Source organism: Caulobacter sp. NIBR2454 (assembly GCF_027474405.1).
In the GTDB taxonomy this organism is placed as follows: domain Bacteria; phylum Pseudomonadota; class Alphaproteobacteria; order Caulobacterales; family Caulobacteraceae; genus Caulobacter.
Window position 1 is genome coordinate 2,534,536 of record NZ_CP114871.1, and the last position, 21,426, is coordinate 2,555,961.

The window sequence follows — 21,426 nt, forward strand, 5'->3', positions numbered from 1 at the left end:
GAAGTCGTCAGCTCACCGAAAACTTCAGCAGCTTCACGGCGTCGAAGTTCTGCATCCCGCCGCCCACGCGCTTGGTGGTGTAGAACAGCACGTGCGGCTTGGCGCTGTATGGGTCGCGCAGCACCTTCACCCCGGCCCGGTCGACGATCAGATAGCCGCGCTCGAAATCCCCGAACGCGATCGCCAGGCTGTTGGCCGCCACGTCCGGCATCGCCTCGATCTCGGTCACCGGATAGCCCAGCAGAGTCGGGGCTTTCCCTGGCTCCAGGGAAGCATTCCAGATGTAATTGCCGTCCGCGTCCTTGAACTTGCGCACCGCCGACACCGTGCGCCGGTTCATCACGAAGCGGCCCTTCTGGCGGTACTGCACCTTGGGGCAATAGATCAGGTCGATCAGCTTGTCCGTCGGGTTCGCCGCCGGGAAACCGCCCGCCACGCCCGTGGCCAGATAGCCCATCTGCCCCCAGGTCGCCGACCCGTCCGCCGCGGCGGTATAGGACAGCAGGCCCTTGGGCTTGTTCACCCCGTCGCCGGTGATGAAGGCCGTGGTCTCCTGCGCGGCGAAGGCGTCCTGCACCTCCTCGGCCAGCCATTCGTCGATGTCCACATAGGCGTCGTCCAGCAGCGCCTGGGTGGCCGCTGGACAGGCGTACAGATCGGCCGCCGGGAAATCGATCACGTCCAGGGTCGGGGCCGTGGTCTCCGGCCGCGCCGCCGTCTCACCCACCCACGCGGCGACCGCGCCAACGGTCGAGACCGGCTTGCGGAACACCCCGCCGCCGATGGTCCGCACCTGGGCGATCTCGCGCATGGGGCTGGTGGTCTGAAGGCGACGAAGGATCGCCCGCTCCAATTGCGCAGGCGCCACATGACCGCCAGCGCTGGGCGTGCCCTCCGACAGGCCCTTGGCCTCCAGCCCAAAATCGGCGCCCGTTTTCAGATATCGGTCGAACGCCGCCTTGCGCTCGTCCGGCTCCGCGCTTCGCCCGCCCTCCAGCATCGGCCGACGCCCGGCGGCCAGGGCCCGGTCCACCCGGTCCTGCGCCGCGTTCAGGCCCGCGTCGATGCGCGCCACCTTCTCCTCCAGCAGCACATCGCCGCGCCGGCTCTCCAGCCCGTCCAGCCGCTCGTCATTGGCCGCCTTGTAAGCCTCGAACGCCGCCATCACCTCATGCAGCGCCGCACGCGCGGCGGGGTCCGCCGCCGCGGTCTTGGTCTCTTTCATCCGGTTCTCCTTGGTTTCTCCCCTCCAAGGGGAGGCTCAGCCGAAATCTCGGCCGATCTTTCAAAGCCCTGTCCCGCAAGGCCTTAAGCGCCGCCGCACGCTGGACAGAGCCCGCGATCCGTGCGCCAATTCAGGTCATCAACTTCCGATGGAGCCCGCCATGCGCGCCGCCGCCCTGTTCGCCGCGTTCGTTCTTCCGCTCGTGACCCTCGGCGCCGCGACCGCGGCCGAAAAGGCCTCGGTCCGCAGCATCACTTTCAAGGTGGTCTCGGTCGAGTCCGGCCCCAACGCGGTCTGGCTGAACTCTCAGGCCGACTTCCGCAGAAGCGACAACCTCAGCGCCAAGATCGAGCCCGCCGTGGCCGCACAGCTGGCCCGCCTCTACGACCAGCCGCTCCACAGCGTCCTCAAGGGCAAGACCATCAAGGTCGAGCAACGCTTCGGCGGCACGCACAGCACCGCCGAGGTCCGCTTTCCCGACCAGATCCAGGTCGTGAACTAGCCGGCGATTTCCGCCAGCCCCGCGAACCACTCGCTCAGCACCGCCGACAGGGCGTCCGGCGCCTCCATCGGGATCATGTGTCCCGAGCCTTCGATGACCTTCAGGGTCGCGCCGGCAATGCCGTCCGCCAGCTCCCGCGCCTCATCGAGCGTGCGCAGCTGGTCCTGCCCCGCCGCCACCACCAGGGTCGGACAGGCGATCTCGCCCAGCCGCTCCAGGTCGTCCTCGCGAACCAGCAGCGACTGCCGCCGGAACACCTCGGCCCCCAGCCGCCGGCTCATGGCCCGCACCCGCTCTACCTGCGCCTCGTCCGCGCCTGGCCGCAGAGAAGCGGCCACCGCCCCGTGGCTCAGGCCCTTGAACGCCTCGGGCTTCATCTGGCCCGCCACCGCCGCGCGGCGCGCCGCCTGTATGTGATTGTCGCCCCGCGCCGAGGTGGCGATCAGCGCCAGGGCCGACACGCGCTCGGGCGCCAGCCGCGCCGCCTCGCGGGCCACATAACCGCCCATGGAGAAACCGATCAGCACGAACCGCTCCGGCGCATCCGCCACCAGCCGCCGCGCCATCTCCTCGACCGTATCGTCCCGCGTCACGTCCGCATGGCTCACCCGCCCGACCCGCTCCAGCGCGGGAAGGACGTCGGTCCACAGATCCGCGTCGGTCATGTAGCCGGGCACAAGGACGACGGGCATGGAGGCCATCAGGCTACGCGCCCCTCATCCGCGCGGAGGGTCAGCACCCGCACCCCGTCTGCGGTCACCGCCACCGTGTGTTCGAACTGCGCCGACAGCTTGTTGTCCGTGGTCACCACGGTCCAGCCGTCGTCCTCGGTGCGCACCGTCCGGCGGCCCTGGTTCAGCATCGGCTCGATGGTGAAGACCATCCCCTCGCGCAGCTTCAGGCCCGTGCCCGGCTTGCCGAAATGCAGCACCTGCGGCGCCTCGTGCATCTCGCGCCCGATGCCGTGGCCGCAGTATTCGCGCACCACCGAATAGCCCGCCCGCTTGGCGTGCCGCTCGATGGCGTGGCCCACATCGCCCAGCCTCGCGCCCGGCCGCACCGCCCGGATGCCCTTCCACATGGCCTCATAGGTGGTCTGCACCAGCCGCCGCGCCGGCGCCGCCACCTCGCCGATCAGATAGGTCTTGCTGGAGTCGGCGATGAAGCCGTTCTTCTCCAGGGTGATGTCGAAATTGACGATGTCGCCGTCCCGCAGGATCTCGTCCGCCGACGGCACGCCGTGGCAGACCACCGCGTTGCGCGAGCTGTTCAGCACGAAGCCATAGTCATACTGCCCCTTGCTGGCCGGCCGCGCGCCCAGCCGCTCGACAATGAACGCCTCGACCAAGTCGTTGACCTGCATCGTGCTCATCCCCGCCAGCGGCAGCCCGTCCAGGTGCGTGAAAACCGAGGCGAGCAGCCGCCCCGACTCCGCCATCAGCTCGACCTCGGCCGGCGTCTTGGTCATGCCGCCGCGACCTCATCGTCCACGGCCTCGACCCCGGCCTCCTTTAGCTCGCGCGCCACCAGCTCCTGAAAGGTCAGGCCCGGATTCAGCTCGCACAGCATGCCGATCTTGATCCAGAACGCCGCCTGGCCGTTGATCGACCGGAACGACGCCTTGCTCGCCCGGCGCAGCTGCTCATGCAGCTCATTCTCCAGATTGACGATCCCCACCGGGCGCTCCTGCATATACGTTTCGTATATGTTTTATATGTTCGCGCCCGAACCGGCAAGCGACAACCGCGCCCCGGGCAGCATCGGAAACGTCACCAGCGACACCTCCCACAGCTCCACCTCGCTCAGCACCCGTAGGCGCTCATCCTTCCTCGCCTTGATGGTGCGAAAGCCGATGGACAGCCCGTCCAGCGCCCCGGCCCGCACCAGCGAGCCGACCAGCCGCCCGCGCGGCGTGGTCTCCAGCACCCGGCCGCGCACGAACAGCCCGCGTTCGTCCTCGGCGATGTGCTCCCACACACCCACCGGCTCGGCCACGTCATGCTGATGCAGCATCTTGACCCCTTCGGCCCCGGTCCGCGCCAGCGACCGCACGAACGCCCCCTTGGCCGCCACGTCGTCGTTCAGGTCCGCCGTCCAGAACAGCGACGCATAGCCTTCGATCAGCAGGCTCATCGCGGCGTCTCCATCGCCTCTCCCCCGTCTGCGGGGGAGAGGGTAAGGGTGAGGGGGAGCGGCGCTTCAGCCCGCAAGCCGCCTGCCGGCCGATCCGCCGCAAGACCCCTCACCCCACCCTCTCCCCACGCGTGGGGAGAGGCGATCCTTTGACCGCCCCGCTCCGCCCGCCGCTCCAGCTTGTCTTCGATCCTGTTCAGGGACTCCCGCGTCAGGGCCGCCTGCTCCTCCAGCCGCGCCAGGCGCTCGGCCACCGTGGCCTGGGCGTCCACGCGGTGCTTCAGCTCGTCGATCCGCGCCGAGGCCCGCCCCGCCCACATGAATCCCCCCGCCGCCTGCAGCAGCAGGGTGACGATCAGCGCCGCCGAAACCTGCCGGTCAAGCCGCCATACGTTCTTCTCGCCGGGATCAGCCACGATCCACCCCCGCCATCTCGCGCCGCTCCTCGTCGGTGAGGAAGCTCGCGCCCGCCAGCCGCGCCCACAGCGCCTCGCGCTCGGCGGTCAGGGCCGGGATCTTCTCCAGGTCGCAGGCGATGACGCAGCCCTCGAACCGCGCCTCCAGCCACCCGGTCATGGCCCGCGCCGCGCGCTCCGCCAGGGGCAGCACCGTCTGTCGCCAGAACGCCCCGTTGGCCTCGCGATAGTTGGCGTAGGTCGCGTCCCCCGGAATCCCCAGCAGTTGCGGCGGAACCCCGAACGCCAGGGCGATCTCCCGCGCCGCGGCGTGCTTGCCGCCGATGAAGTCCATCTCCGCCGGGCTCAGCGACATGGGTTTCCAGTCCAGCCCGCCCTCCAGCAGCAGCGGCCGCCCCGCCGCCGCGGCCCCGGTATGGGCGTCCGACAGCTCGGCCTTGAGCTGGTCGAACTGCTCTTGGCTCAGCCGGTCGCCCGCCTCGCGCCCGGCATAGACCAGCGCCCCGCTCGGCCGCGCCGCATTATCCAGCAGCGCCTTGTTCCAGGCTCCCGACGCGTTGTGAACGTCGATGGCGAAGGCCGCCGCCTCCAGGGGCGAGGCCCCGTAATAGTCATCCGCCGGATTGAACAGCTTCAGATGCAGCACCGGCAGCCAGCCATCCGCCGCCCGCCCGATCCGCGTCTTGCGCCCGCCCGCGGCATACTCATACGCCTCGGGCCAGCCCTGCCGCCCCGGGATCACCGTCATCCGGTCGGGGCGCAGAGCGTACAGCTCCTTGGCCCCCTCTCCCGCCTCCAGATAGGCGTTGCCCGCGATCTGCAGACCCCCGAAGAACGCCTCCATCAGGTCCGGCCCGCCCTGCTCGGGATTGGGCCGGTCCAGCAGCTTGCGCAAGGGATGGTCGTCCCCGACCTTGGTCCCCTTGGCGAACACCGCCAGCGGCACGCTCGCCGCGGCTTCGGCGATCATCCGCACACAGCGATAGGCCACCGGGTTCTTGGCGAACCCCTCCCGCGCCAGGGCTTCATAGTCGCGCGGCGTCCACTGCGGCTTGCCCGCCGTGGTCAGGGCGATCAGCCGCCGCGCCTGGCTGTCCTTGATCTCAGGCGCAGTGACGCGCCGCCGGCCGAAGGGCCGTCGCAGGAAGGTCATTTGGATACTCCTCAATAATGAACCCCTCTCCCTCGATGGGAGAGGGGCAGGGGTGAGGGTGACGCTGAGGTTCAGCCGTGCGTGCTTCGAGACGCGCTTGCGCGCTCCTCAGCATGACGAAGGGGGTTTGCTGCTGAATCCGTCATCCTGAGGAGCCGGCTCAGCCGGCGTCTCGAAGGACGCACCCCCCTCATCCCCGACCCCTCTCCCATCGAGGGAGAAGGGAGCTACAGAACCCGCACCCGCGGCCCCGCCCCGCGCCGTCGCAGCATCAGCTCCCCCAGCGCCCAGACCAGCGCATCGGCCCGATCCGGGCTCCCCGCCTGCGCCGCCGTGCCCAGGGCCAGCATCTCTTCCTCCAGCGCGGCGAAGTGGCCGCAATGGACCACCCGCCCCTGCTCATAGAGCGCCGCCACCGGCTCGGCTCGCGTCCGCTTGCTGCGGCTGGCGTGGACCAGTTTCACCGGCCGGTCCGCCCCGCCGATCTCCAGGGTCGAGCGCACCATCTCGCCGCCCTGGTTGGCCTCGGCCACGATCAGGTCGGCGTCGAACTCCCGCGCCGCGCCCGCCGCCCGCGCGGCCCAGCCCAGGGGCGACAGCCCCCGCACCGACCGGTCCGCCAGCACGAAGCCTCGCCCCTCCGACAGGCCGCAGACCACGATCCCGCAGGCGTCGCCCGTGGCGGTGACCGGCGGGTCCAGCCCGACGACCACCCGCTCGAACCGCGCCGGCGCCAGGCCGCGCGCCCGCGCCAGGTCTTCCGTCCGCCACAGCGCCCCTTCCAGGTCCTCGACGATCAGCCCGTCCAGCTCCTGCGCCGCCAGCCGCGTGCCGCCGTACAACGCCGTCAGGTCGGCCACGAAATCGGGCGACAGGTTGTCGGCGTTGATCGTCGTCGGCGCCCGCGACGTCACCGCTCCCGGCTCGGCCATCAGGCGCTTTAGGGCCGGGATCGGCCTTGGCGTCGTCGAAATCATCAGTTGCGGCGCCGTCCCCAGCCGCAGGCCGAAACGCAGCATGGCCAGGGTCTCGTCCGGCTTCTTCCAGGCGCAGAATTCATCGGCCCAGGCATGGGTGAACTGCGGCCCGCGCAGGCTGTCGGGGTCCTCGGCCGAGAAGGCGTAGGCCACGCCCCCGCCGTTCCACACCAGCCGCCGCCGCGACGCCTCCCACCGCACCCCGCGCTCGCCGCTGATGGTCATCAGGCCCGAAGGCCCCTCGATCATCACCTCGCGCACGTCATGCAGCGTGGGCCCGACCAGCGCCAGGCGGGCGCCCGCCGTCACCTTGCTCAGCGCCCACTCCGCCCCCGCCCGGGTCTTCCCCGCCCCCCGTCCGCCCAGGAACAGCCAGGTGCGGTAGGCGTCCGTCGGCTCCAGTTGCAGGTCGTGCGCCCGCGTCACCCACGCCTCCGCCAGCCGCTCCGTCTCGCGCGGGGTCAGCTTCTCCCGCCGCTCGCTCGGGCTCATACCGGCGGCGGATGCGATCAAGACCTCGATCGATGGCTCGGTGTTTCGCTTCGAGCGCGACGGGGTCGATCTGCTCATCCATCTCGTCTTCCGTTTCCTGTGGGGAGACCCGCTTGGCGGCCTTCAGCTCCAGCGCCTCCAGCCGGTGGATCGACGCCATGCTGCGGGCGATCAGACCGATGTCGGTCAGCATCCGCCGGTGCTCCGTGGCGTCGTTCGGCTCGAATTCGGTCAGTATCTGCGCCGACACGACCGCCTTGGCCGCCAGCCGCTCGGACCAGCCCGCCATCACCGCCGCCGCCCCACCCGGTTCTCTGCTCATGCCACAAAGATACGAGACCACCGGGCGCCGCTGATCCTTTGCCGCGACAAAGTGCGATGCGCTTGTTTTCGCTAGGTTTCAGGGTGGGATATTCGACGGAGGCGGGCGCACATACGCCCCCTTCTCCCTCGATGGGAGAAGGGCCGGGGATGAGGGTGAAACCGCTTCAGGATGTGGCGCGGCAGCGCTGAAGCCCGCCGACGCCGCCCCCTCACCCCTCGTAAGGCTCATCCCCACGGTCCCGGTTCAGGTCCCACGCCGCGAAGTCCAGCGCGTCCTCGGGGTCGTCCAGGGCGTCCTCGGTCACCGTCTGCCCGCGCACCGACACGCCCGCCTTGTGGATGCTCTCGGGGTCGCCCGTGACCAGCGGATGCCACGCCGGCAGCGTCTTGCCCTCATGCAGCCGCCGGTACGCGCAGGACGGCGGCATCCACTGCAGGTCCTCGATATTGTACGGCGTCAGCTTGATGCAGTCGGGCACGTAGTCCTTGCGGTTCGCATAGTCCTTGCAGGTGCAGCGCTCGCTATCGAACAGCTTGCAGTGGACCCGCGTGGGGATGACCTCCTCGGTCTCCTCGTCCTCGAACCGCACCAGACAGCACAGCCCGCACCCGTCGCACAGGCTCTCCCACTCGGGGACGGTCATCTGCTCCAGGCGCTTATGCTCCCAGAACGGACGGGTGGTAGGCTTCAACGACATGGCCGGGGCAATACCCCACCGAGCCGTATTTGTCCCGCGCAGGGGTGACGCGGCCTCCCCTTCGCCTCTCCCCCTCAGGGGGAGAGGGTTGGGTGAGGGGGCCGCTGAGCGTCAACCCCAACCCACGCCGGACGCCGACCCGCCCAAGAACCCCTCACCCTGCCCTCTCCCCACGGGTGGGGAGAGGCGAACCCCTATCCACCCCCGCCCAACCCGCGATATAGTTCACACACAAAATAACTGAGCGCAGGAAACGCCCATGCCCGCCTACGTCGTCGCCCAGGTCCGCTTCACCGACGAGCCCGCCTACCGCCGCTACCAGGCCAGGTTCCCGCAGGTCTTCGCCGGCTCCGGCGGCCGAGTCCTCGCCGCCGACGAGTCCCCCCGCCGCCTCTCCGGCGACTGGCCCTTCGACAAACTGGTCATCATGGAGTTCCCCGACGAAGCGACCGCCGACGCCTTCCTGAACAGCGAGGCGTACCGCGAGATCAGCAAGGACCGGGACGCGGGGGCGGAGACGGTGGGGGTGTTGGTGCGGGGGATAAGAAGCTAGGCGCTCCACCTTTCCGCGAATCAGAAAGGTAGCGCCATATACAGCTACACAACGCTAGTCGCGCCAAGCTCAGGCTTGCAGCGTGAAAGATGCGGAATAGAGCAATGGCTGACGAACAAGATTTGGAAGATCTAAAGCGCGGTGACGTTGATATGGCGCGCCGTGATTTTCGCAATACGGAGCTTTCTGGTTTAGATCTCAGCAATAGGGATTTTTCCGGTGCCCATCTTGAGCGGGCTATAGCCACCGGTGCAAATTTCACTAATGCAAAACTTACAGGAGCTCACACCTTAGGCCTGAATGCACAAGGTGGAGATTTTTCCCGAGCTACAGCGATAGGAAGCGTATTTCATTCCGTCGATTTTCGGAACGCATCCTTCCGAGGAGCGAACTTTAGTCGATCGCATTTTTCCAAGACCAATCTTGCGGGTGCCAACCTTGTCGGCGCCGATTTCACAAAAGCAGTCTTCAACGATGGGACCACTCTTGAGGGGTGCGAAGTAGATGAGACGACACGGTTTGATGGTGCCAGAATATTCCGCCCTTTAGCGCGCCAACCCGCTTTCAGATTTTATCACGTTGATCGTGGTGTGTTGGTTCGCAACCCCATGACTACTGACGCCGACAAGCCCCACCAAGCCACTCCAGAGCCTGTTCCCGCGCCTCATTTCGAAGATGAGCAGGGTTCGTTTGAAGTAGATTTTCGAGCACATAATGGGAGAGTTTTTCTGGGGTCGGGAGACTGGCTCTTTGAAACGAAATGGACCTCTGCTGGCAGCAGGTCCGTCCATGCCTACAATGACCCGCCGTCCATCAAAGGAATAGCGGTAGCGAGGGGTGTAAGCTCTATCGAGGAGGTTACCGCTGAAGCCTTCTCCACGGCTGATTTCTCTTCGCGGACCAGGACGCCAAAGGTCGGCGAAGTACTCTTGCTGGAAAACACCCAAGGGCGCGCCGCCGCTGTGGAAATCTTAGACATAAGGATCACACCGGAATCGCAATCTGGAACTCTACTAAAAGCCCGTTATCGAATTCTATTGGACGCTTCTCGCGATTTCAGCGGAGGCGCTCAGCCAGCTTCGGTTAACCAACTCAAGGTGGCCGTAGAAGCCGCACTTGCTGCACTCGATGGCGTCGTCGCTTATCCCAATACCGAAGGGCAAGCTTCGCTAATCGGCCATAATAATCCTCCTCCGGAAGCAGCATTATCGGAAGAGGATTATCAGTCGGTACGAGCTACGCTTATTGAGCTGGGCTCCATTGAAAGAAAAATTCCCGAAAACAGCTTTCTTGAGAAAGCAAAAATCGATCTAACAGCAATAAACCAAAGCATTATGGATTGGTCAGGGAGAAAATTTGCACAAGTTCAGGAAGGATTTTTTACACAACTTGGCACATCGTTGGCTGATCCAAAAAATCTTCTTGGCGCGTACTTGGTTTTGAGCGGCAAACTGGACGTTGTCATAGCCGCCATTGTTACGATGGTTGCTGGATAACATTTAGCTCACCCAAATGATCATCTTCTCCGTCCTCTACCCCGCCACCCCCGGCGCGAAGTTCGATGCGGACTACTATGCGTCGGTCCACATGCCGCTGGTGCGCGAGGCGTTCGCGGCGACCGGCTATGTGTCGGATCAGGTGCTCTACGGCCAACCGGGGCCGGACGGCGCGCCCGCGCCCTTCGTGGCCATGGTCCACGTGACCTTCGAGAGCCCCGAGGCCATGCAGGCCAGCCTGAACGGCCCGCGCGGGGCCGAGGTGACGGCCGACGTCGCCAACTACACCGACATCGCCCCGATCATTCAGTTCAGCGTTCCGGGCTAAGCCGCCTTCGCCCGGTCTCGCAGCGACAGGCAATAGCCGAAGGTCACCGCGATCCCCAGGATGATGGCGCCGCAGCCGCCCACGACCGCCACCTGGATGGGGGCGAAGGCGAACAGTCCGGCATAGACCAGCCCGCTCAGCACCAGGGACCAGGCCGCCACCCGCCGGGCCTGCCGGGCGCCGGCGCTGGGGACGAAGGTCTTGGGCAGCCGGTTGCCGTACCAGGCGATCATCAGCCCGTTCAGCCCGATCACCACCCGCGTGACCGTGTCGCCGTCCACATAGCCCAGCTTGCGCGCCAGGCTGGCGCCCAACGCCACGGCCAGGATGCCTCCCGCCCAGGCCAGACTGCCCACCAGTTCCTTGTTCATCGCGCGGTCTCCTCCTTGGGCTCCGGCGCTTGCGCATCCAGGCCGAATGAATGGACGAACCCCAGCAGCGCCTCTTCCAGCACCGAGAGCTTCAGGTGATAGATCACGGACTTTCCGGCCTTTTCCGTGTGGACAAGGTCGGCCTCCTTCAGCACCGAAAAGTGCGCCGACATGGTCGGTTTGGAGACGTCGAACTGGTCGCTCAGCTCCCCCGCGCTCATCGGCCCCTGCCGGAGCAGCAGCAGCACCCGCCGGCGGGTCGGATCGGAAAGGGCTCTGAAGACCTGGCTCATGATGTGATGATTAGCTAATCATCGAATTGAGTCAAGCGGAGGTCAAAAACGCCCGTCACCCTAGGCCTTGTGCCTAGGGCCCAGAAACTCCGCATCCACCGCAAGAACACAGCTGCGCCGCCCCACGAACCCCAGACCTCAGCCGTTTCTGGATCCTCGCCACGAGGGCGAGGAAGACGGATGAAGAAGCGGGGATAGCCAGACCACCGTCCGCGCCGATAATCTCCCCGCCGCACGGAGCCCCGCCCCATCCCCCCTTCCCCGCCTCCCTTCCGCGCCGACCTGCTGGTGGCCGAGCTGCGCGCCGCCGCCGCCGACCGGCGCGTCCTCGCCCTCATCGCCGGCGCCGTCGCGGCCGGGCTGCTGGCGGGGGTCCTGATCTTCTGGGTCTGGTTCCTGCGCGATCTGCCGAAACTCCCCGACGCCGAGGGGCTGATCGTCCACGGCCGCCCCGCCGCCCTGCGCCTGGTGGACCGCAATGGCGAGCTTTTGGCCACGCGCGGTCCCATCGTGGGCGAGCGGATCGACGCCGCCACCCTGCCCCCGCACGTGGTCCGCGCCTTCCTGGCGGCCGAGGACCGGCGCTTCTACGAGCACCACGGCGTGGATATCCGGGGCCTGCTGCGCGCCGCCTTCGTCAATGCGAAGGCCGGCGAGATCGAGGAAGGCGGCTCCACCCTCACCCAGCAGCTGGCCAAGGGTCAGTTCGACCGCCCCGCTCGGACCCTCAAGCGTAAGGTGCAGGAGGCGATCCTCGCCCGCCGGATCGAGCGCCGGTGGACCAAGGACCAGATCCTCGGCCTCTACCTGAACCGCATCTATTTCGGGGAGAAAGCCTATGGCCTATCGGGCGCCAGCCGCACCTATTTCGGCCGCGCCCCCGCCGACCTGACCCTTAGCCAAGCCGCCCTCCTCGCCGCCCTGCCGCAAGCCCCCTCACGTCTCCAGCCGACCGAGGCGCGGGAGGCGGCGCTCAAGCGCTCGCGCCTCGTCCTCGACCGCATGCGGCGCGAGGGCTGGATCACCGAGACCGAGCGCGCGGACGCCGCCGACCACCCGCCGCGCATCGTCCTGGCCCGCAAGCCGCACGACGGCGACCTGGGCTGGGCGCTGGACTTCGCCGCCGCCGAGGCCCGCCGCATGGTCGGCCGCCCCGACGCCGACCTGACCGTGCGCCTGACCCTCGACACCGCCCTGCAGACCGACGCCGCCGCCATCCTGCGCGCCGAAATTCCCGCCCGGCGGCAAGGCGCCCTGGTGATCTTGGGCCAGGACGGCGCCGTCCGCGCCCTGGTCGGCGGCCGCGCCTACACCCCCGCCGCCTTCAACCGCGCCACGGTGGCCAAACGCCAGCCCGGCTCGGCCTTCAAGCCCTTCGTCTATGCCGCCGCCCTCGAAGACGGCGTGCGCCCCGGCGACCTGCGCTATGACGAGCCCATCGACATCGCCGGCTGGAGCCCTGAGAACTACAGCCAGCGCTTCACGGGCGAGGTCACCATCGCCGACGCCTTCGCCCGCTCCCTCAACACCGTCGCCGCCCAGCTGGCCCAGGACGTGGGCGGCCGCCAGATCGCCGAGCTGTCCAAGCGCTTTGGCCTCTCGACCCTGCCTGACGAGCCGAACCTGTCGGTGGCGCTCGGCAGCTACGAGGTCACCCTGCTGGAGCTGACCGGCGCCTATTCGGTCTTCCCCCGCGCCGGCTTCCAGGCCCGCCCCTGGGCGGTGTCCGAGATCGTCGGCGCCGACGGGGCGGTGCTGTTCCGCCACCAGACCACGCAGGTGCGCGTCTATCCCCCCGACCTCGCCGGCCAGATGGTCGGCATGATGCGCGGCGTCATCGACCACGGCACCGGCTTCCGCGCCCGTCTGGACCGCCCCGCCGCCGGCAAGACCGGCACCAGCCAGGACTACCGCGACGCCTGGTTCGTCGGCTTCACCCCCGACTTCACGGCGGGGGTGTGGATGGGCGATGACCGCAACCGCCCCCTGGACGGCGTCACCGGCGGCGACGTTCCCGCCCTGCTGTGGAAGCGGGCGATGGTGCGGGCGCACGCGGGGCTGCCCGCGAGAAACTTTTAGCTCCGACCTTCGCCTCTCCCCCTCGGGGGGAGAGGGTTGGGTGAGGGGGCCGCTGAGCTTCAACCCCAAACCAAGCCAGACGCCGACCCGCCAAAGGCCCCTCACCCTACCCTCTCCCCACAGGTGGGGAGAGGCGATAGACCTCTCCGCCAAACGATCGGAACCCCCCCATGCCCCACGTCACCCACCGCGGCCAGCGCATCCACTACACCGTCGACGGCGCTGGCCCGCTGGTGGTGCTCCAGCACGGCCTGTTCATGGACGCCGCCAGCTGGAAGACGAACGGCTTCGTCGACGCCCTGACCGCCGCGGGCTTCCAGGTCGCCTGCGTCGACAGCCTGGGCCACGGCCTCAGCGACCGCCCCCTCGACCCCGCCCTCTATGTGCAGCAGCAGCGGGCCGGCGACATCGTGGCGGTGATCGACGACCTGGGCGCCGAGCGGGCGCACCTGATCGGCTACTCCATGGGCGCCTGGATGTCGGTGGGCGTGGCCAAGCATCACCCCGGCCGCCTCGCCTCCCTCACTGTCGGTGGCTGGGACCTCGTGAACGGCGTGCCGCGCATGCCGGGCGGGACCCTGACCTTCGACGTGTTCATGGCCTTCTCCCGCGCCGTCGCCCCGGCCCTGGTCAGCTGGGTGACGCCGGACATCGAGCCGGCCATCCGCGCCTGTTTCGACAACCTGGCCGACCTGGACGGCGCCGCCGACGCGGTCCTGAACGGCGGCTTCCCGATCCTGCTGTGGGACGGCGTTAACGACCCCTACCACAACCCCAGCCAGGCCTTCGCCGCCGCCAACGGCCTGCCGTTCCTGTCCACCCCCGGCGATCACCTGGGCGCGATCCTCCAGCCTCAGGCGATCGATGGGGTGGTGGGGTTTTTGAAGGGTTCCAACTAATCCCGCTCATCCCCGCGAGATGAGCGGTTCGCTGGAAGCGGTATAAAAGCAATGACATAGCGATCGGCTCACTGCCTGTGTAGGAGTTGTGCAGGCCGATCGGTAACTTAGCCGACCGCGATCGCTGTCTAGTTTCTGGCTTAAGCGCAAATACTCGTGCTCGTGGCGACGGCGCTTGGGTTGTCGTCGTTGAGGCTATGCTTGATCTCCTAACGGAAGCGCTGTTGGACCAGAAATTCCCGCTGGCACGACACGTTTGGGCGGGCGGCGCTGTTCGACGATCAAGCGTAAGAACGCGACGCGACAAAAGCGCGCAATACGAGTGTGCATCCACTCTTTCCCTCGACGCGAGCAAAGCTTCACCATAGGCAACCTCGAAAGGAAGGTCGGGGAGGCCCATGCGGCACTGTCATGGCTAATTTTTTCGAGATCGATTTTCTTAGCGTCGAGACAAAGAAAAGCGGCGACGCAATTACTATCCGCTACGAGATAGACGGCATGACCCGGATCCACGTCGTTGATGGCGGTTTCCAGTCTACGGGTCTCAGCGTCGTTCAACACGTCAAACAGCACTACGGCGTGGACTCCTACATTGATCATGTCGTCGTCACCCACCCGGACGGCGATCATGCCGGCGGGCTGCGGACGGTGCTCGAGGAAATGAACGTGGGCGCCCTCTGGATGCTGCGCCCCTGGATACATGCCGCAGAGCTCATCGATCGCTTCGAGACCTACAATTCAATCGAGCGTCTCGCTGGCCGCCTTAAGTCCGCATATCCGAATCTGTCTGCTCTTGAGGAAATCGCGGAAAGGCGCGGCATACCGATCTACGAGCCATTCCAAGGCGAGCGCATCGGGGATTTCGCGGTCTTAGCTCCCACTAAGAGGCGCTATCTCGACCTGGTGGTTGAGTCAGAAAAGACACCTGAAGCCGTTGAGGAGGAAGCAAGCGCTACGACAAAGGCAGAGTCGTTTTTCGAGAGCGTCCTGGCCAAAGTGGTCAATCTCGTCAAGGCAGCATGGGGCGAAGAAGTCTTCTCGACCCAAGAAACTAGTGCTGAAAACGAGATGAGCGTCATTCAGTACGCAAATCTCTGCGGGAAACGTGTGTTGCTGACAGGCGACGCCGGCCGTGGTGCGCTCGCGGAAGCCGCAGACTATGCTCCGTTTGTCGGTCTTCAGTTGCCGGGTATCGACCGTATTCAAGTCCCGCACCATGGCTCGCGCAAGAATGTATCGACCGAACTGCTTGATCGCTGGCTGGGCCCGCGTCTTTCCGCAAAACCCAGCGAAGGACAGGAGACGTTCACAGCGATTGTGAGTTCTGCGCTTGAGGACAAAGACCATCCCCGGAAGTCCGTTGTACGGGCTTTCGTGCATCGCGGGGCAAAGGTGATCGCGACCGAGGGGCAGAGCACGCGAACAGGGCACAACGCACCCGCCCGGGAGGGTTGGGTCGCGGCAAAGCCCATCGCGTACCCCGACCAACAGGAAGACTAGGCTTCGCTTGCATGGCAAAGACTCTCAAGCATGAGAACCGTCCAATGCTCGTGCTGGTACTTCTGGCAAACCTCGCCTTGTTTGCGCTGGTGCTGAAGACAAACTCGATCGTGTTCGCAGATGTCGTTGCCGCCACGAAGGAATGGCAGAGCCTGCTTCCGGCGGGACTGGGCCTAGTGGTCTGCGGAATTGTCAATGAATTGCTCTCGCCCGCCCTGAAGGCACGTCTAGTATTCTGGCGCTGGCGGAATCCACTCCCCGGCAGCGAGGCGTTCACCCGTTATGCTACGGCCGACCCTCGGGTCGATATGGAACGGCTACGAAAGAAATTGGGAAAGTTGCCGACCTCACCGGAAGAGCAAAACGCGGCTTGGTACCAACTCTACAAGAAGGTTTCTGGAACAGCGCCCATTACCGACGCGCACAGAGCCTTTCTCTTCTGCCGTGACTATGCGGCTATGGCGGCGCTGCTGTCCGTCGTACTCGGGGGTGTCGTCATCTGGCAGGTTAGGCCATTGCAGACCGTACTCGTCTATCTGCTGGTCCTAGCGACGCAGTACTTGGTCGTCCGCATAGCTGCCGCGAACGCTGGGCGCCGTCTCGTCACCAACGTGCTAGCGACAACTTGAGCAGGTGGGCGATGATCTGGTTCGCGAGGTGAGCTGTTGAATCGTCGCATTTCCAGTGCTTGGCCCGAAGTACCGCAGGCCGTCGCCTTCAGCTCAGACCTAGCTCAGCCCACCCTAGTAGCTGGTTGGCCTCCGGAAATTCATCCGGCTCGATGAGAGCCCTCGCGACCCGCAAGCAGGCTAGCGCAGCTTCTGGATCGGTGGGCTCCCGGTCCATCAATCTCTCCAGCAAAGCCATTCGCTCTTCCCGGTTCGCCTCAATCCGCGCCCACATGGCGTCGAGCCGTCGCCCTTCCGGTAGCGACTGCGTTTGATCGTTGGAGAGGCCCGCCGCCTTCAGCATGTCCCACACCTTGCTCTCCAAGGTCGGGTAGGCGTCGTAGAGCCACTCGGCTTCCTCGTGCAGGACGAGGTACTGCCGGCAAAGGTCAAGGCAGGCGTCGCCGCCGACGGCGGGCAAGGCGGGCGCTACGGACGCCGACGAGCCGCCCGCAAGGATCGACCGCCGGGACATGGCCAGCCCCGCTGGACTATGGCTCCGCGACCGGCTCATGACGGCCCTCCGATCACAGCGCGGACCAGCCCGGCGGCGTGCCGCCAGTCCGCAGCCGTGAAGAGGCTACTCGGGAACCGACCGAACTCATGGTTGGCGTAGTAAGGCGTGAACAATGCCGCCACCGCCGCCATGCCGGCCGGCGGCTCGATGAGGCCTGCTTGGCGTGCGCAACGCAGCGCCTTGGTCAGGTCATGGCGAAGGTGCCTGCGATTCCAATCGTCGCTCACCCCGGACGCCAGCAGACGGCTCTTCAGGGCCAACTCCATGGCGATGGCCGTCATGTGCGCAGCTTCCTGCGGATGGGCCTGAGCGATCTCCTCCACCCCGCTCACGAAGGTGGCGGCGTTGTCTCGGAACACTGGCGCAAGATAACGGTCAGCTCCGTCCATGGGTCGCCTGATGACGCGGCTCATGCGACGACCTCCGCTGGAGCCAGGACACTCAGGACGCGTCGGAGGATGAGATTGGCTTCCTCGCTGTCGTCCTTGGTGATCAGGCGCAATAGGACCTTCAGCGAGGCGATCGCCGCCGCCCAGGTGGTCGGCGGCGTGGCGAGCAGCACCTCCAGCGCCACGCGCTCGTTTTCGTGGGCGATCTCCTCCCGCGCCTCGATCTCAGCGAAGGATTGGGCGGCAGGATGCGCCCGCTGTTCTTCATCCGACATGGCGATCCAACCGATCGCTCGGTTCAGATGGCTCTCAAGCTTGCTCCAGGAGGCGTAAAGCTCTGAGGTTTCCGCTCCGGCGTTGAGGAAGGCCTCGCAGGCCTTTAGACCGAGATCTTCGCTCCGCCGGACAATCGGAGGCATCAACGGCAATGCTGACGTACCGGCGAAGATAGCTCGCCTGGAGAGCGATAAAGGGCGCGGGAGGTCGTCTCCCGTCTTTAGACGTGAGGTCATGGGCGCGACTCGCTATGGTGGCGCTGCGCATCGGGCGATGTCAGCGAGCGTGAAAAAGTAGCATATGCGAGAAAAAGTTGCAATAACTGCCGCGCAAATTCGTGCGGCTCGTTCGCTGCTAGGCTGGAATGGCGCGCAGCTCGCTGAAGCCTCACAGGTTTCGGTCGCGACTATTCGACGGATGGAGAGCGCAGCGGGTCCTGACCGCAGCTCAGCAGCCAACATCAGCGCCGTGCGCCGCGCACTCGAAGAAGCGGGTGTTATCTTTCAGGATGAAGACCACGCGGCCGGGGTCGGCGTCCGCCTTCGGAAATAACCTCAACCCGTTGCGCCGCCCTCGGCGACCCGCTTTACTCGCACAATCCAAAGTTGTTGCGCGCCTTCCCGTGCTGGAGCCGTGCGAGTAGAGCGAGCGTCCATGCGGAAACCCGCCAAACCCGTCGATTGGGACTACGCCGTCGATCTGTGGATCGAGATGGTCAACGGCACGCTAGAGGAAGCCAAGGCGGAAGCTCTGCGCGTCTCGAAGAATTGCAGGCGGCTCGGGTTCGCCTATGAGGCCAAGGCGATGAAGCGCACCGCCGAGCTGATCGAGAAGCGCATCAATCTTGACCCGACCGTCCACTGACGGGCGGCGCGATCTCCACCCGACAACGCACCGCCTCACCGGCCTTGGCCGCCGCCTCGGCGCACTGGTCCAGCACCTCACGATTGACAGTGACCAGCTTTGATCCCCGCGCCACCTCCGCCCAGGCCTGCGGACTGGCGGACGCCATCAGCCGCTGCCCCGCCGCCCACCGATCCAGACCTATCGTCCGCGCCGCCAGCCGCTCCGGCGCATGCCACCGCGACGGCAAAGCGCGCGCGAGGGGACCCGCGAGCCCGGCATAGAGCGCGATGCCGGCGGCCACGCCCGCAAAGCCGACGCCCGCCAGCCATCGTCGCTGATCTTTCGCGGTCCGCTCCCGCCGAGCCGCCATCTCGATCCGCTGTGTCGCCTGCCGAAGCGCCGTCTCGGCCTTGCGCAGATCGTCCTGCGCCTGGCGCCCGGCCTGAGCGACCGCCGCCTCTTGACCTGCCGCCCAGGCCCCTGGCGTCATCGCCAGGGCCGGGGAGGCAGCAAGGTCCTCCAAACGCGCCTCGATCTCTCCAAGGCTCTTGGCCATGGCCCCAAGCGTCGGCGAATAGTCCACGGCGCCGGCCGGCTTCTCCGCCGCCAGACCTTCCACGGCGCGCTGCATAAGCGCGACCTGGGCGCGCAGCGCCTCGAACGCCTCTTCGGCCGAACGGGGGTCGTCCCGGCTCACCGCTCCCAACCTCGATCTCTTTCGTGGCCTCGCTCAAGTCCCGGATCCCGCTCCGGCATGCCCGGCCGCTCCAGAGCCGCCATTGCGGCGGCGGTGCGTCCACGCTCTGCCGAGGCCGCAAGCTCAGGCTCGGCGCTGAACGCGACGGCCAGGCGCTCCGAACCGCGCTCGCGGAACTGGTCGATCCGCTCCGACGCTGCCTCGAATGCCTTGGCCTGATGCGGCAGGACCGGCAGGCCCGCCTCGCGCATCCGCTCAGCGTCACGCCAGGCTCGCGCGAACGCGGTAACCGCCCGATGGGCGCCATCGTCAGGCTCCAGTGCTGGTCGTGTCTTGGCGGTCGGCGTGAACCCTTCGAATCGCCCTCGCTCTGAGGCCGGCGCCTCCCGCGCGTTCGGATAGTCCAGCGCCCTGTCCTTCAGCCGCTCACGCCCCATGATACCGGCCAGATGGCTCTCGCTTGAGAACTGATCCCTGGCCCAATGCAGGGAGAGGCCGTCCCGATGTCGACTTAGCGCCACATAGGAGGCGTGCCGGTCGAAGACGTTGCTGGCGAGGATGTGGGTGCGGTCCACCGTGACGCCCTGCGTCTTATGGATGGTCGCCGCGTAGCCGTGCTCAAGGGCGTTGTAGTCCTTCAGGTCGAACCGCACCTTGCGCCCGTCATCCAGCCGGACCTCCATCGCGCTGGATGTGGCCCGCTCCAGCGTCCCCAGGGTGCCGTTCTTGACGCCCAGGGACCGCTCGTTGCGCAGGAACATCAATCGCTCGCCCGGCGCCATTGGCCGGTCGCCGCGCTCGGTCTTGTAGGTCCGCTCCTCTCGAAGCTCGCCGCCCGCCTTCAGCCGCTCACGGGCGAGGTCGTTCAGGGCGCGCACATCGGCGCGCTTGTAACTGAGCATGATCTGTGAGGCCTCGGGGAGATCTCGCCGGATCCTCGCCCATTCTTCGACGACCGCTTTGCGGGCGAGATCCTGAGTCTCGTGCGCATGGACCATCCCCGCTTGAGAATAGGCGTCCAGCGCCTCGGCCGTCCGCTCGGTCGCCAAGGCCCGCGTGGCGGCCCGCTGCCAGTCCTCGCGCTGACGCCTGATCTGGCTGATCTCCACCGCCCCGTGGCGCTCGGCCAGCGCCCGGAATGCTGCTCCTGCCTCGATGGCCTGGAGCTGCTCCACATCGCCCACAAGGACCACCTTGGCGCCCGCGCGATCGGCGGCGCCGATCACCCGCTCCAACTGTCGCGTACCTACAAGGCCCGCTTCGTCGATGACCAGCACGTCGCGATTGGTCAGCGTCTCGCGTCCTCGGTTCCAGGCGTACTCCAGGCTCGCCAGGGTGCGCGAAGGAATGCCCGATCCGCCTTCGAGGTTCTCGGCGGCTATGCCCGAGAGGGCCGCGCCCCTGACGGTGTATCCCTCGGCCTCCCAGGCCTCTCTGGCGACCCCGAGCATGGCGCTCTTGCCGCCGCCGGCGTAGCCGACCACCACAGCCAGATCGCGCCCCTCCACCACATAGTCGAAGGCGGTCCGCTGCTCGTCGCCCAGGTCGAGGCCACGCGCCCTGGCGTTGATGATCGCGTCGCCCTGGGCCATCGGGCCGACACTATGCCGACGATGCTCGGCGAGGCTGTCGCCCGCCTGCTCCAGGCGCTGCTCGATGGCGATCATCTCGCGGGTGGTGAACCGCTCCTGGCCCTTGCCATCGCGCCCTAAGGCCACGCGCTCGTCGCTCATGCGGACCGCGCTCATGGCCCGGTCGAACTGCGCCTTGTCGTCGGTATGCGAGTGGGCGAACCGCGCCACATCGAGGTCGGTGAACGTCGCCTGATGGAAGGTGATGGCGGTGAGTGCGATGCGCGGATCAGCGATGATCCGCTCGCCGTTGCGCCGGGCGATCTCGTGGTGGTCGGCGGCGCGCTGCGCCTGTTCGCCGCGATGCTCCCTGCGCGAGCCGGCGGGGCCGATCTTGTCCTGGGGCTCAAGGTCGATGCCCTGATCCTTGAAGCTGCGATGGTCGATGCGGACGTCGAGATCGCGCAGAGCCAGCCGTTCGTTGACGTGCTCGGCCCAGGCCTCGCGCCAGTGCAAAAGCCGCTCGCCGGCGTTCCATTCGCGGACCTTCTGACCAAAGCCCGCAGGCCCGGCTTCGCGCATAGTCAGCATGACATGCGCATGGGGTTTGGGGCTGCCGTCCTCGGCCTTGTCCCAATGCACATTGAGGTCTGCGACCATGCCCTTGTCGACGAACTCGCGCTGCACGAACGCGCGCGCCAATTCGATGCCGTCAGCCTGATCCAGCTCACGCGGAATGGCGAACTCCACCTCGCGCGCCAACTGCGCATCCTTGCGCTTCTCGAAGGCCTCCACCTCGTTCCACAAGGTGGCGCGATCTAGCCAGCGATCGGGCGTGTTCTCCGACGCCATGACCTCCGAATGGATGACGCCTGCCTTGTTGGTGAAGTCGTGCGCGCGGTCGAGCCGCTCGTCATGCAGGCGGCTTGCGGCGCGGTAGGCGGCGGCGGCCACCGCGCTCGATCCATTGGCGCGGGAGATCACTTTCGCCGAGAAGTGATAGATCGCCATTCTGGCGCTCCG

Annotated in this window: 26 protein-coding genes; 10 read left to right on the top strand and 16 right to left on the bottom strand. The window is 66.7% G+C overall.

Going from position 1 to position 21,426, the window contains the following annotated elements; genetic code table 11:
- Positions 1-7 precede the first annotated feature (7 nt).
- Positions 8-1,225, bottom strand: coding sequence for a phage major capsid protein (locus tag O5K31_RS12360; RefSeq protein WP_269713903.1), 1,218 nt, complete (start codon positions 1,223-1,225; stop codon positions 8-10).
- A gap of 160 nt (positions 1,226-1,385) precedes the next feature.
- Here O5K31_RS12360 and O5K31_RS12365 point away from each other — a divergent pair, with 160 nt between their 5' ends.
- On the top strand, positions 1,386-1,727 hold the full coding sequence (locus tag O5K31_RS12365) for a hypothetical protein (protein WP_269713904.1): 342 nt from the start codon (positions 1,386-1,388) through the stop codon (positions 1,725-1,727).
- Here O5K31_RS12365 and O5K31_RS12370 read toward each other — a convergent pair.
- The 7 genes from O5K31_RS12370 to O5K31_RS12400 all read right to left on the bottom strand — a co-directional run bounded on the left by O5K31_RS12370 (position 1,724) and on the right by O5K31_RS12400 (position 6,919).
- A complete protein-coding gene (locus O5K31_RS12370) occupies positions 1,724-2,419 on the bottom strand; it encodes an alpha/beta fold hydrolase (RefSeq protein WP_269713905.1) in 696 nt (231 codons plus the stop codon). The two genes, O5K31_RS12365 and O5K31_RS12370, sit on opposite strands and share 4 nt — an antisense overlap.
- Before the next feature lie 8 nt (positions 2,420-2,427).
- A complete protein-coding gene (map, locus tag O5K31_RS12375) occupies positions 2,428-3,195 on the bottom strand; it encodes a type I methionyl aminopeptidase (protein WP_269713906.1) in 768 nt (255 codons plus the stop codon).
- Positions 3,192-3,419 (bottom strand): ParD-like family protein, encoded by a 228-nt coding sequence (locus O5K31_RS12380; protein WP_442867709.1) that lies wholly within the window; start codon positions 3,417-3,419, stop codon positions 3,192-3,194. Before O5K31_RS12380 ends, map begins: the two co-directional genes overlap by 4 nt.
- Before the next feature lie 18 nt (positions 3,420-3,437).
- Positions 3,438-3,860 (bottom strand): HK97 family phage prohead protease, encoded by a 423-nt coding sequence (locus O5K31_RS12385; protein ID WP_269713907.1) that lies wholly within the window; start codon positions 3,858-3,860, stop codon positions 3,438-3,440.
- The gene (locus O5K31_RS18370; protein ID WP_332367260.1) at positions 3,857-4,276 is read right to left on the bottom strand and encodes a hypothetical protein; all 420 of its coding nucleotides are present in this window, start codon (positions 4,274-4,276) and stop codon (positions 3,857-3,859) included. The genes O5K31_RS12385 and O5K31_RS18370 overlap by 4 nt, the downstream gene beginning before the upstream one ends.
- A complete protein-coding gene (locus O5K31_RS12395; RefSeq protein WP_269713908.1) occupies positions 4,269-5,429 on the bottom strand; it encodes a phage portal protein in 1,161 nt (386 codons plus the stop codon). The genes O5K31_RS18370 and O5K31_RS12395 overlap by 8 nt, the downstream gene beginning before the upstream one ends.
- A gap of 227 nt (positions 5,430-5,656) precedes the next feature.
- On the bottom strand, positions 5,657-6,919 hold the full coding sequence (locus O5K31_RS12400; protein WP_269713909.1) for a DNA-packaging protein: 1,263 nt from the start codon (positions 6,917-6,919) through the stop codon (positions 5,657-5,659).
- 92 nt (positions 6,920-7,011) lie between these two features.
- On the opposite strand from O5K31_RS12400, the gene O5K31_RS12405 reads away from it, so the two are divergent.
- Positions 7,012-7,254 (top strand): hypothetical protein, encoded by a 243-nt coding sequence (locus O5K31_RS12405; protein ID WP_269713910.1) that lies wholly within the window; start codon positions 7,012-7,014, stop codon positions 7,252-7,254.
- Positions 7,255-7,431: 177 nt separating this feature from the next.
- On the opposite strand, the gene O5K31_RS12410 is transcribed toward O5K31_RS12405, so the two are convergent.
- Positions 7,432-7,920, bottom strand: a complete 489-nt coding sequence (locus O5K31_RS12410) for a YcgN family cysteine cluster protein (protein ID WP_269713911.1) — start codon at positions 7,918-7,920, stop codon at positions 7,432-7,434.
- A gap of 259 nt (positions 7,921-8,179) precedes the next feature.
- Here O5K31_RS12410 and O5K31_RS12415 point away from each other — a divergent pair, with 259 nt between their 5' ends.
- The 3 genes from O5K31_RS12415 to O5K31_RS12425 all read left to right on the top strand — a co-directional run bounded on the left by O5K31_RS12415 (position 8,180) and on the right by O5K31_RS12425 (position 10,297).
- Positions 8,180-8,473, top strand: coding sequence for a DUF1330 domain-containing protein (locus O5K31_RS12415; protein ID WP_269713912.1), 294 nt, complete (start codon positions 8,180-8,182; stop codon positions 8,471-8,473).
- Positions 8,474-8,577: 104 nt separating this feature from the next.
- On the top strand, positions 8,578-9,969 hold the full coding sequence (locus tag O5K31_RS12420) for a pentapeptide repeat-containing protein (protein WP_269713913.1): 1,392 nt from the start codon (positions 8,578-8,580) through the stop codon (positions 9,967-9,969).
- A 16-nt stretch (positions 9,970-9,985) separates the two neighbouring features.
- Positions 9,986-10,297: an EthD family reductase gene (locus O5K31_RS12425; RefSeq protein WP_269713914.1), complete on the top strand. Its 312-nt coding sequence runs from the start codon at positions 9,986-9,988 to the stop codon at positions 10,295-10,297.
- On the opposite strand, the gene O5K31_RS12430 is transcribed toward O5K31_RS12425, so the two are convergent.
- Positions 10,294-10,668: an ammonium transporter gene (locus O5K31_RS12430; RefSeq protein WP_269713915.1), complete on the bottom strand. Its 375-nt coding sequence runs from the start codon at positions 10,666-10,668 to the stop codon at positions 10,294-10,296. The two genes, O5K31_RS12425 and O5K31_RS12430, sit on opposite strands and share 4 nt — an antisense overlap.
- Positions 10,665-10,961: an autorepressor SdpR family transcription factor gene (locus tag O5K31_RS12435; RefSeq protein WP_269713916.1), complete on the bottom strand. Its 297-nt coding sequence runs from the start codon at positions 10,959-10,961 to the stop codon at positions 10,665-10,667. Before O5K31_RS12435 ends, O5K31_RS12430 begins: the two co-directional genes overlap by 4 nt.
- Positions 10,962-11,249: 288 nt before the next feature.
- On the opposite strand from O5K31_RS12435, the gene O5K31_RS12440 reads away from it, so the two are divergent.
- The 4 genes from O5K31_RS12440 to O5K31_RS12455 all read left to right on the top strand — a co-directional run bounded on the left by O5K31_RS12440 (position 11,250) and on the right by O5K31_RS12455 (position 16,068).
- Positions 11,250-13,040 carry a transglycosylase domain-containing protein gene (locus tag O5K31_RS12440; protein WP_269713917.1) on the top strand — a complete coding sequence of 597 codons (1,791 nt, stop codon included), beginning with the start codon at positions 11,250-11,252 and terminating at the stop codon, positions 13,038-13,040.
- A 170-nt stretch (positions 13,041-13,210) separates the two neighbouring features.
- Positions 13,211-13,939 (top strand): alpha/beta fold hydrolase, encoded by a 729-nt coding sequence (locus O5K31_RS12445; protein WP_269713918.1) that lies wholly within the window; start codon positions 13,211-13,213, stop codon positions 13,937-13,939.
- 411 nt (positions 13,940-14,350) lie between these two features.
- The gene (locus O5K31_RS12450) at positions 14,351-15,439 is read left to right on the top strand and encodes a ComEC/Rec2 family competence protein (protein ID WP_269713919.1); all 1,089 of its coding nucleotides are present in this window, start codon (positions 14,351-14,353) and stop codon (positions 15,437-15,439) included.
- A 44-nt stretch (positions 15,440-15,483) separates the two neighbouring features.
- The gene (locus tag O5K31_RS12455) at positions 15,484-16,068 is read left to right on the top strand and encodes a hypothetical protein (protein WP_269713920.1); all 585 of its coding nucleotides are present in this window, start codon (positions 15,484-15,486) and stop codon (positions 16,066-16,068) included.
- 88 nt (positions 16,069-16,156) lie between these two features.
- Here O5K31_RS12455 and O5K31_RS12460 read toward each other — a convergent pair whose 3' ends face one another.
- The 3 genes from O5K31_RS12460 to O5K31_RS12470 are packed head-to-tail and all read right to left on the bottom strand — an operon-like array spanning position 16,157 to position 17,525.
- The gene (locus O5K31_RS12460) at positions 16,157-16,621 is read right to left on the bottom strand and encodes a hypothetical protein (RefSeq protein WP_269713921.1); all 465 of its coding nucleotides are present in this window, start codon (positions 16,619-16,621) and stop codon (positions 16,157-16,159) included.
- On the bottom strand, positions 16,618-17,037 hold the full coding sequence (locus tag O5K31_RS12465; RefSeq protein WP_269713922.1) for a hypothetical protein: 420 nt from the start codon (positions 17,035-17,037) through the stop codon (positions 16,618-16,620). Before O5K31_RS12465 ends, O5K31_RS12460 begins: the two co-directional genes overlap by 4 nt.
- Positions 17,034-17,525, bottom strand: a complete 492-nt coding sequence (locus O5K31_RS12470) for a hypothetical protein (RefSeq protein ID WP_269713923.1) — start codon at positions 17,523-17,525, stop codon at positions 17,034-17,036. The genes O5K31_RS12465 and O5K31_RS12470 overlap by 4 nt, the downstream gene beginning before the upstream one ends.
- A gap of 418 nt (positions 17,526-17,943) precedes the next feature.
- Between O5K31_RS12470 and O5K31_RS12475 the strand changes: the two genes are divergently transcribed.
- Positions 17,944-18,153, top strand: coding sequence for a hypothetical protein (locus O5K31_RS12475; RefSeq protein ID WP_269713924.1), 210 nt, complete (start codon positions 17,944-17,946; stop codon positions 18,151-18,153).
- Here the strand turns inward: O5K31_RS12475 and O5K31_RS12480 are convergent.
- Together O5K31_RS12480 and traA are read right to left on the bottom strand one after the other, a co-directional pair.
- Positions 18,128-18,832 (bottom strand): DUF6118 family protein, encoded by a 705-nt coding sequence (locus O5K31_RS12480; protein WP_269713925.1) that lies wholly within the window; start codon positions 18,830-18,832, stop codon positions 18,128-18,130. The genes O5K31_RS12475 and O5K31_RS12480 overlap by 26 nt on opposite strands.
- Positions 18,829-21,414 carry a Ti-type conjugative transfer relaxase TraA gene (gene traA, locus O5K31_RS12485; RefSeq protein WP_269713926.1) on the bottom strand — a complete coding sequence of 862 codons (2,586 nt, stop codon included), beginning with the start codon at positions 21,412-21,414 and terminating at the stop codon, positions 18,829-18,831. The genes O5K31_RS12480 and traA overlap by 4 nt, the downstream gene beginning before the upstream one ends.
- Positions 21,415-21,426 lie beyond the last annotated feature (12 nt).

Bases quoted from the DNA above. Each gene is read 5' to 3' on its own strand.
- O5K31_RS12430 (WP_269713915.1), bottom strand. From the start codon at position 10,668: ATGAACAAGGAACTGGTGGGCAGTCTGGCCTGGGCGGGAGGCATCCTG.
- O5K31_RS12435 (WP_269713916.1), bottom strand. From the start codon at position 10,961: ATGAGCCAGGTCTTCAGAGCCCTTTCCGATCCGACCCGCCGGCGGGTG.
- O5K31_RS12475 (WP_269713924.1), top strand. From the start codon at position 17,944: ATGCGGAAACCCGCCAAACCCGTCGATTGGGACTACGCCGTCGATCTG.
- O5K31_RS12455 (WP_269713920.1), top strand. From the start codon at position 15,484: ATGCTCGTGCTGGTACTTCTGGCAAACCTCGCCTTGTTTGCGCTGGTG.
- map (WP_269713906.1), bottom strand. From the start codon at position 3,195: ATGACCAAGACGCCGGCCGAGGTCGAGCTGATGGCGGAGTCGGGGCGG.
- O5K31_RS12460 (WP_269713921.1), bottom strand. From the start codon at position 16,621: ATGAGCCGGTCGCGGAGCCATAGTCCAGCGGGGCTGGCCATGTCCCGG.
- O5K31_RS12410 (WP_269713911.1), bottom strand. From the start codon at position 7,920: ATGTCGTTGAAGCCTACCACCCGTCCGTTCTGGGAGCATAAGCGCCTG.
- O5K31_RS12380 (WP_442867709.1), bottom strand. From the start codon at position 3,419: ATGCAGGAGCGCCCGGTGGGGATCGTCAATCTGGAGAATGAGCTGCAT.
- traA (WP_269713926.1), bottom strand. From the start codon at position 21,414: ATGGCGATCTATCACTTCTCGGCGAAAGTGATCTCCCGCGCCAATGGA.
- O5K31_RS12360 (WP_269713903.1), bottom strand. From the start codon at position 1,225: ATGAAAGAGACCAAGACCGCGGCGGCGGACCCCGCCGCGCGTGCGGCG.
- O5K31_RS12370 (WP_269713905.1), bottom strand. From the start codon at position 2,419: ATGCCCGTCGTCCTTGTGCCCGGCTACATGACCGACGCGGATCTGTGG.
- O5K31_RS12395 (WP_269713908.1), bottom strand. From the start codon at position 5,429: ATGACCTTCCTGCGACGGCCCTTCGGCCGGCGGCGCGTCACTGCGCCT.
- O5K31_RS12415 (WP_269713912.1), top strand. From the start codon at position 8,180: ATGCCCGCCTACGTCGTCGCCCAGGTCCGCTTCACCGACGAGCCCGCC.
- O5K31_RS12465 (WP_269713922.1), bottom strand. From the start codon at position 17,037: ATGAGCCGCGTCATCAGGCGACCCATGGACGGAGCTGACCGTTATCTT.
- O5K31_RS12425 (WP_269713914.1), top strand. From the start codon at position 9,986: ATGATCATCTTCTCCGTCCTCTACCCCGCCACCCCCGGCGCGAAGTTC.
- O5K31_RS12365 (WP_269713904.1), top strand. From the start codon at position 1,386: ATGCGCGCCGCCGCCCTGTTCGCCGCGTTCGTTCTTCCGCTCGTGACC.
- O5K31_RS12445 (WP_269713918.1), top strand. From the start codon at position 13,211: ATGCCCCACGTCACCCACCGCGGCCAGCGCATCCACTACACCGTCGAC.
- O5K31_RS12385 (WP_269713907.1), bottom strand. From the start codon at position 3,860: ATGAGCCTGCTGATCGAAGGCTATGCGTCGCTGTTCTGGACGGCGGAC.
- O5K31_RS12450 (WP_269713919.1), top strand. From the start codon at position 14,351: ATGGCTAATTTTTTCGAGATCGATTTTCTTAGCGTCGAGACAAAGAAA.
- O5K31_RS12470 (WP_269713923.1), bottom strand. From the start codon at position 17,525: ATGACCTCACGTCTAAAGACGGGAGACGACCTCCCGCGCCCTTTATCG.
- O5K31_RS12420 (WP_269713913.1), top strand. From the start codon at position 8,578: ATGGCTGACGAACAAGATTTGGAAGATCTAAAGCGCGGTGACGTTGAT.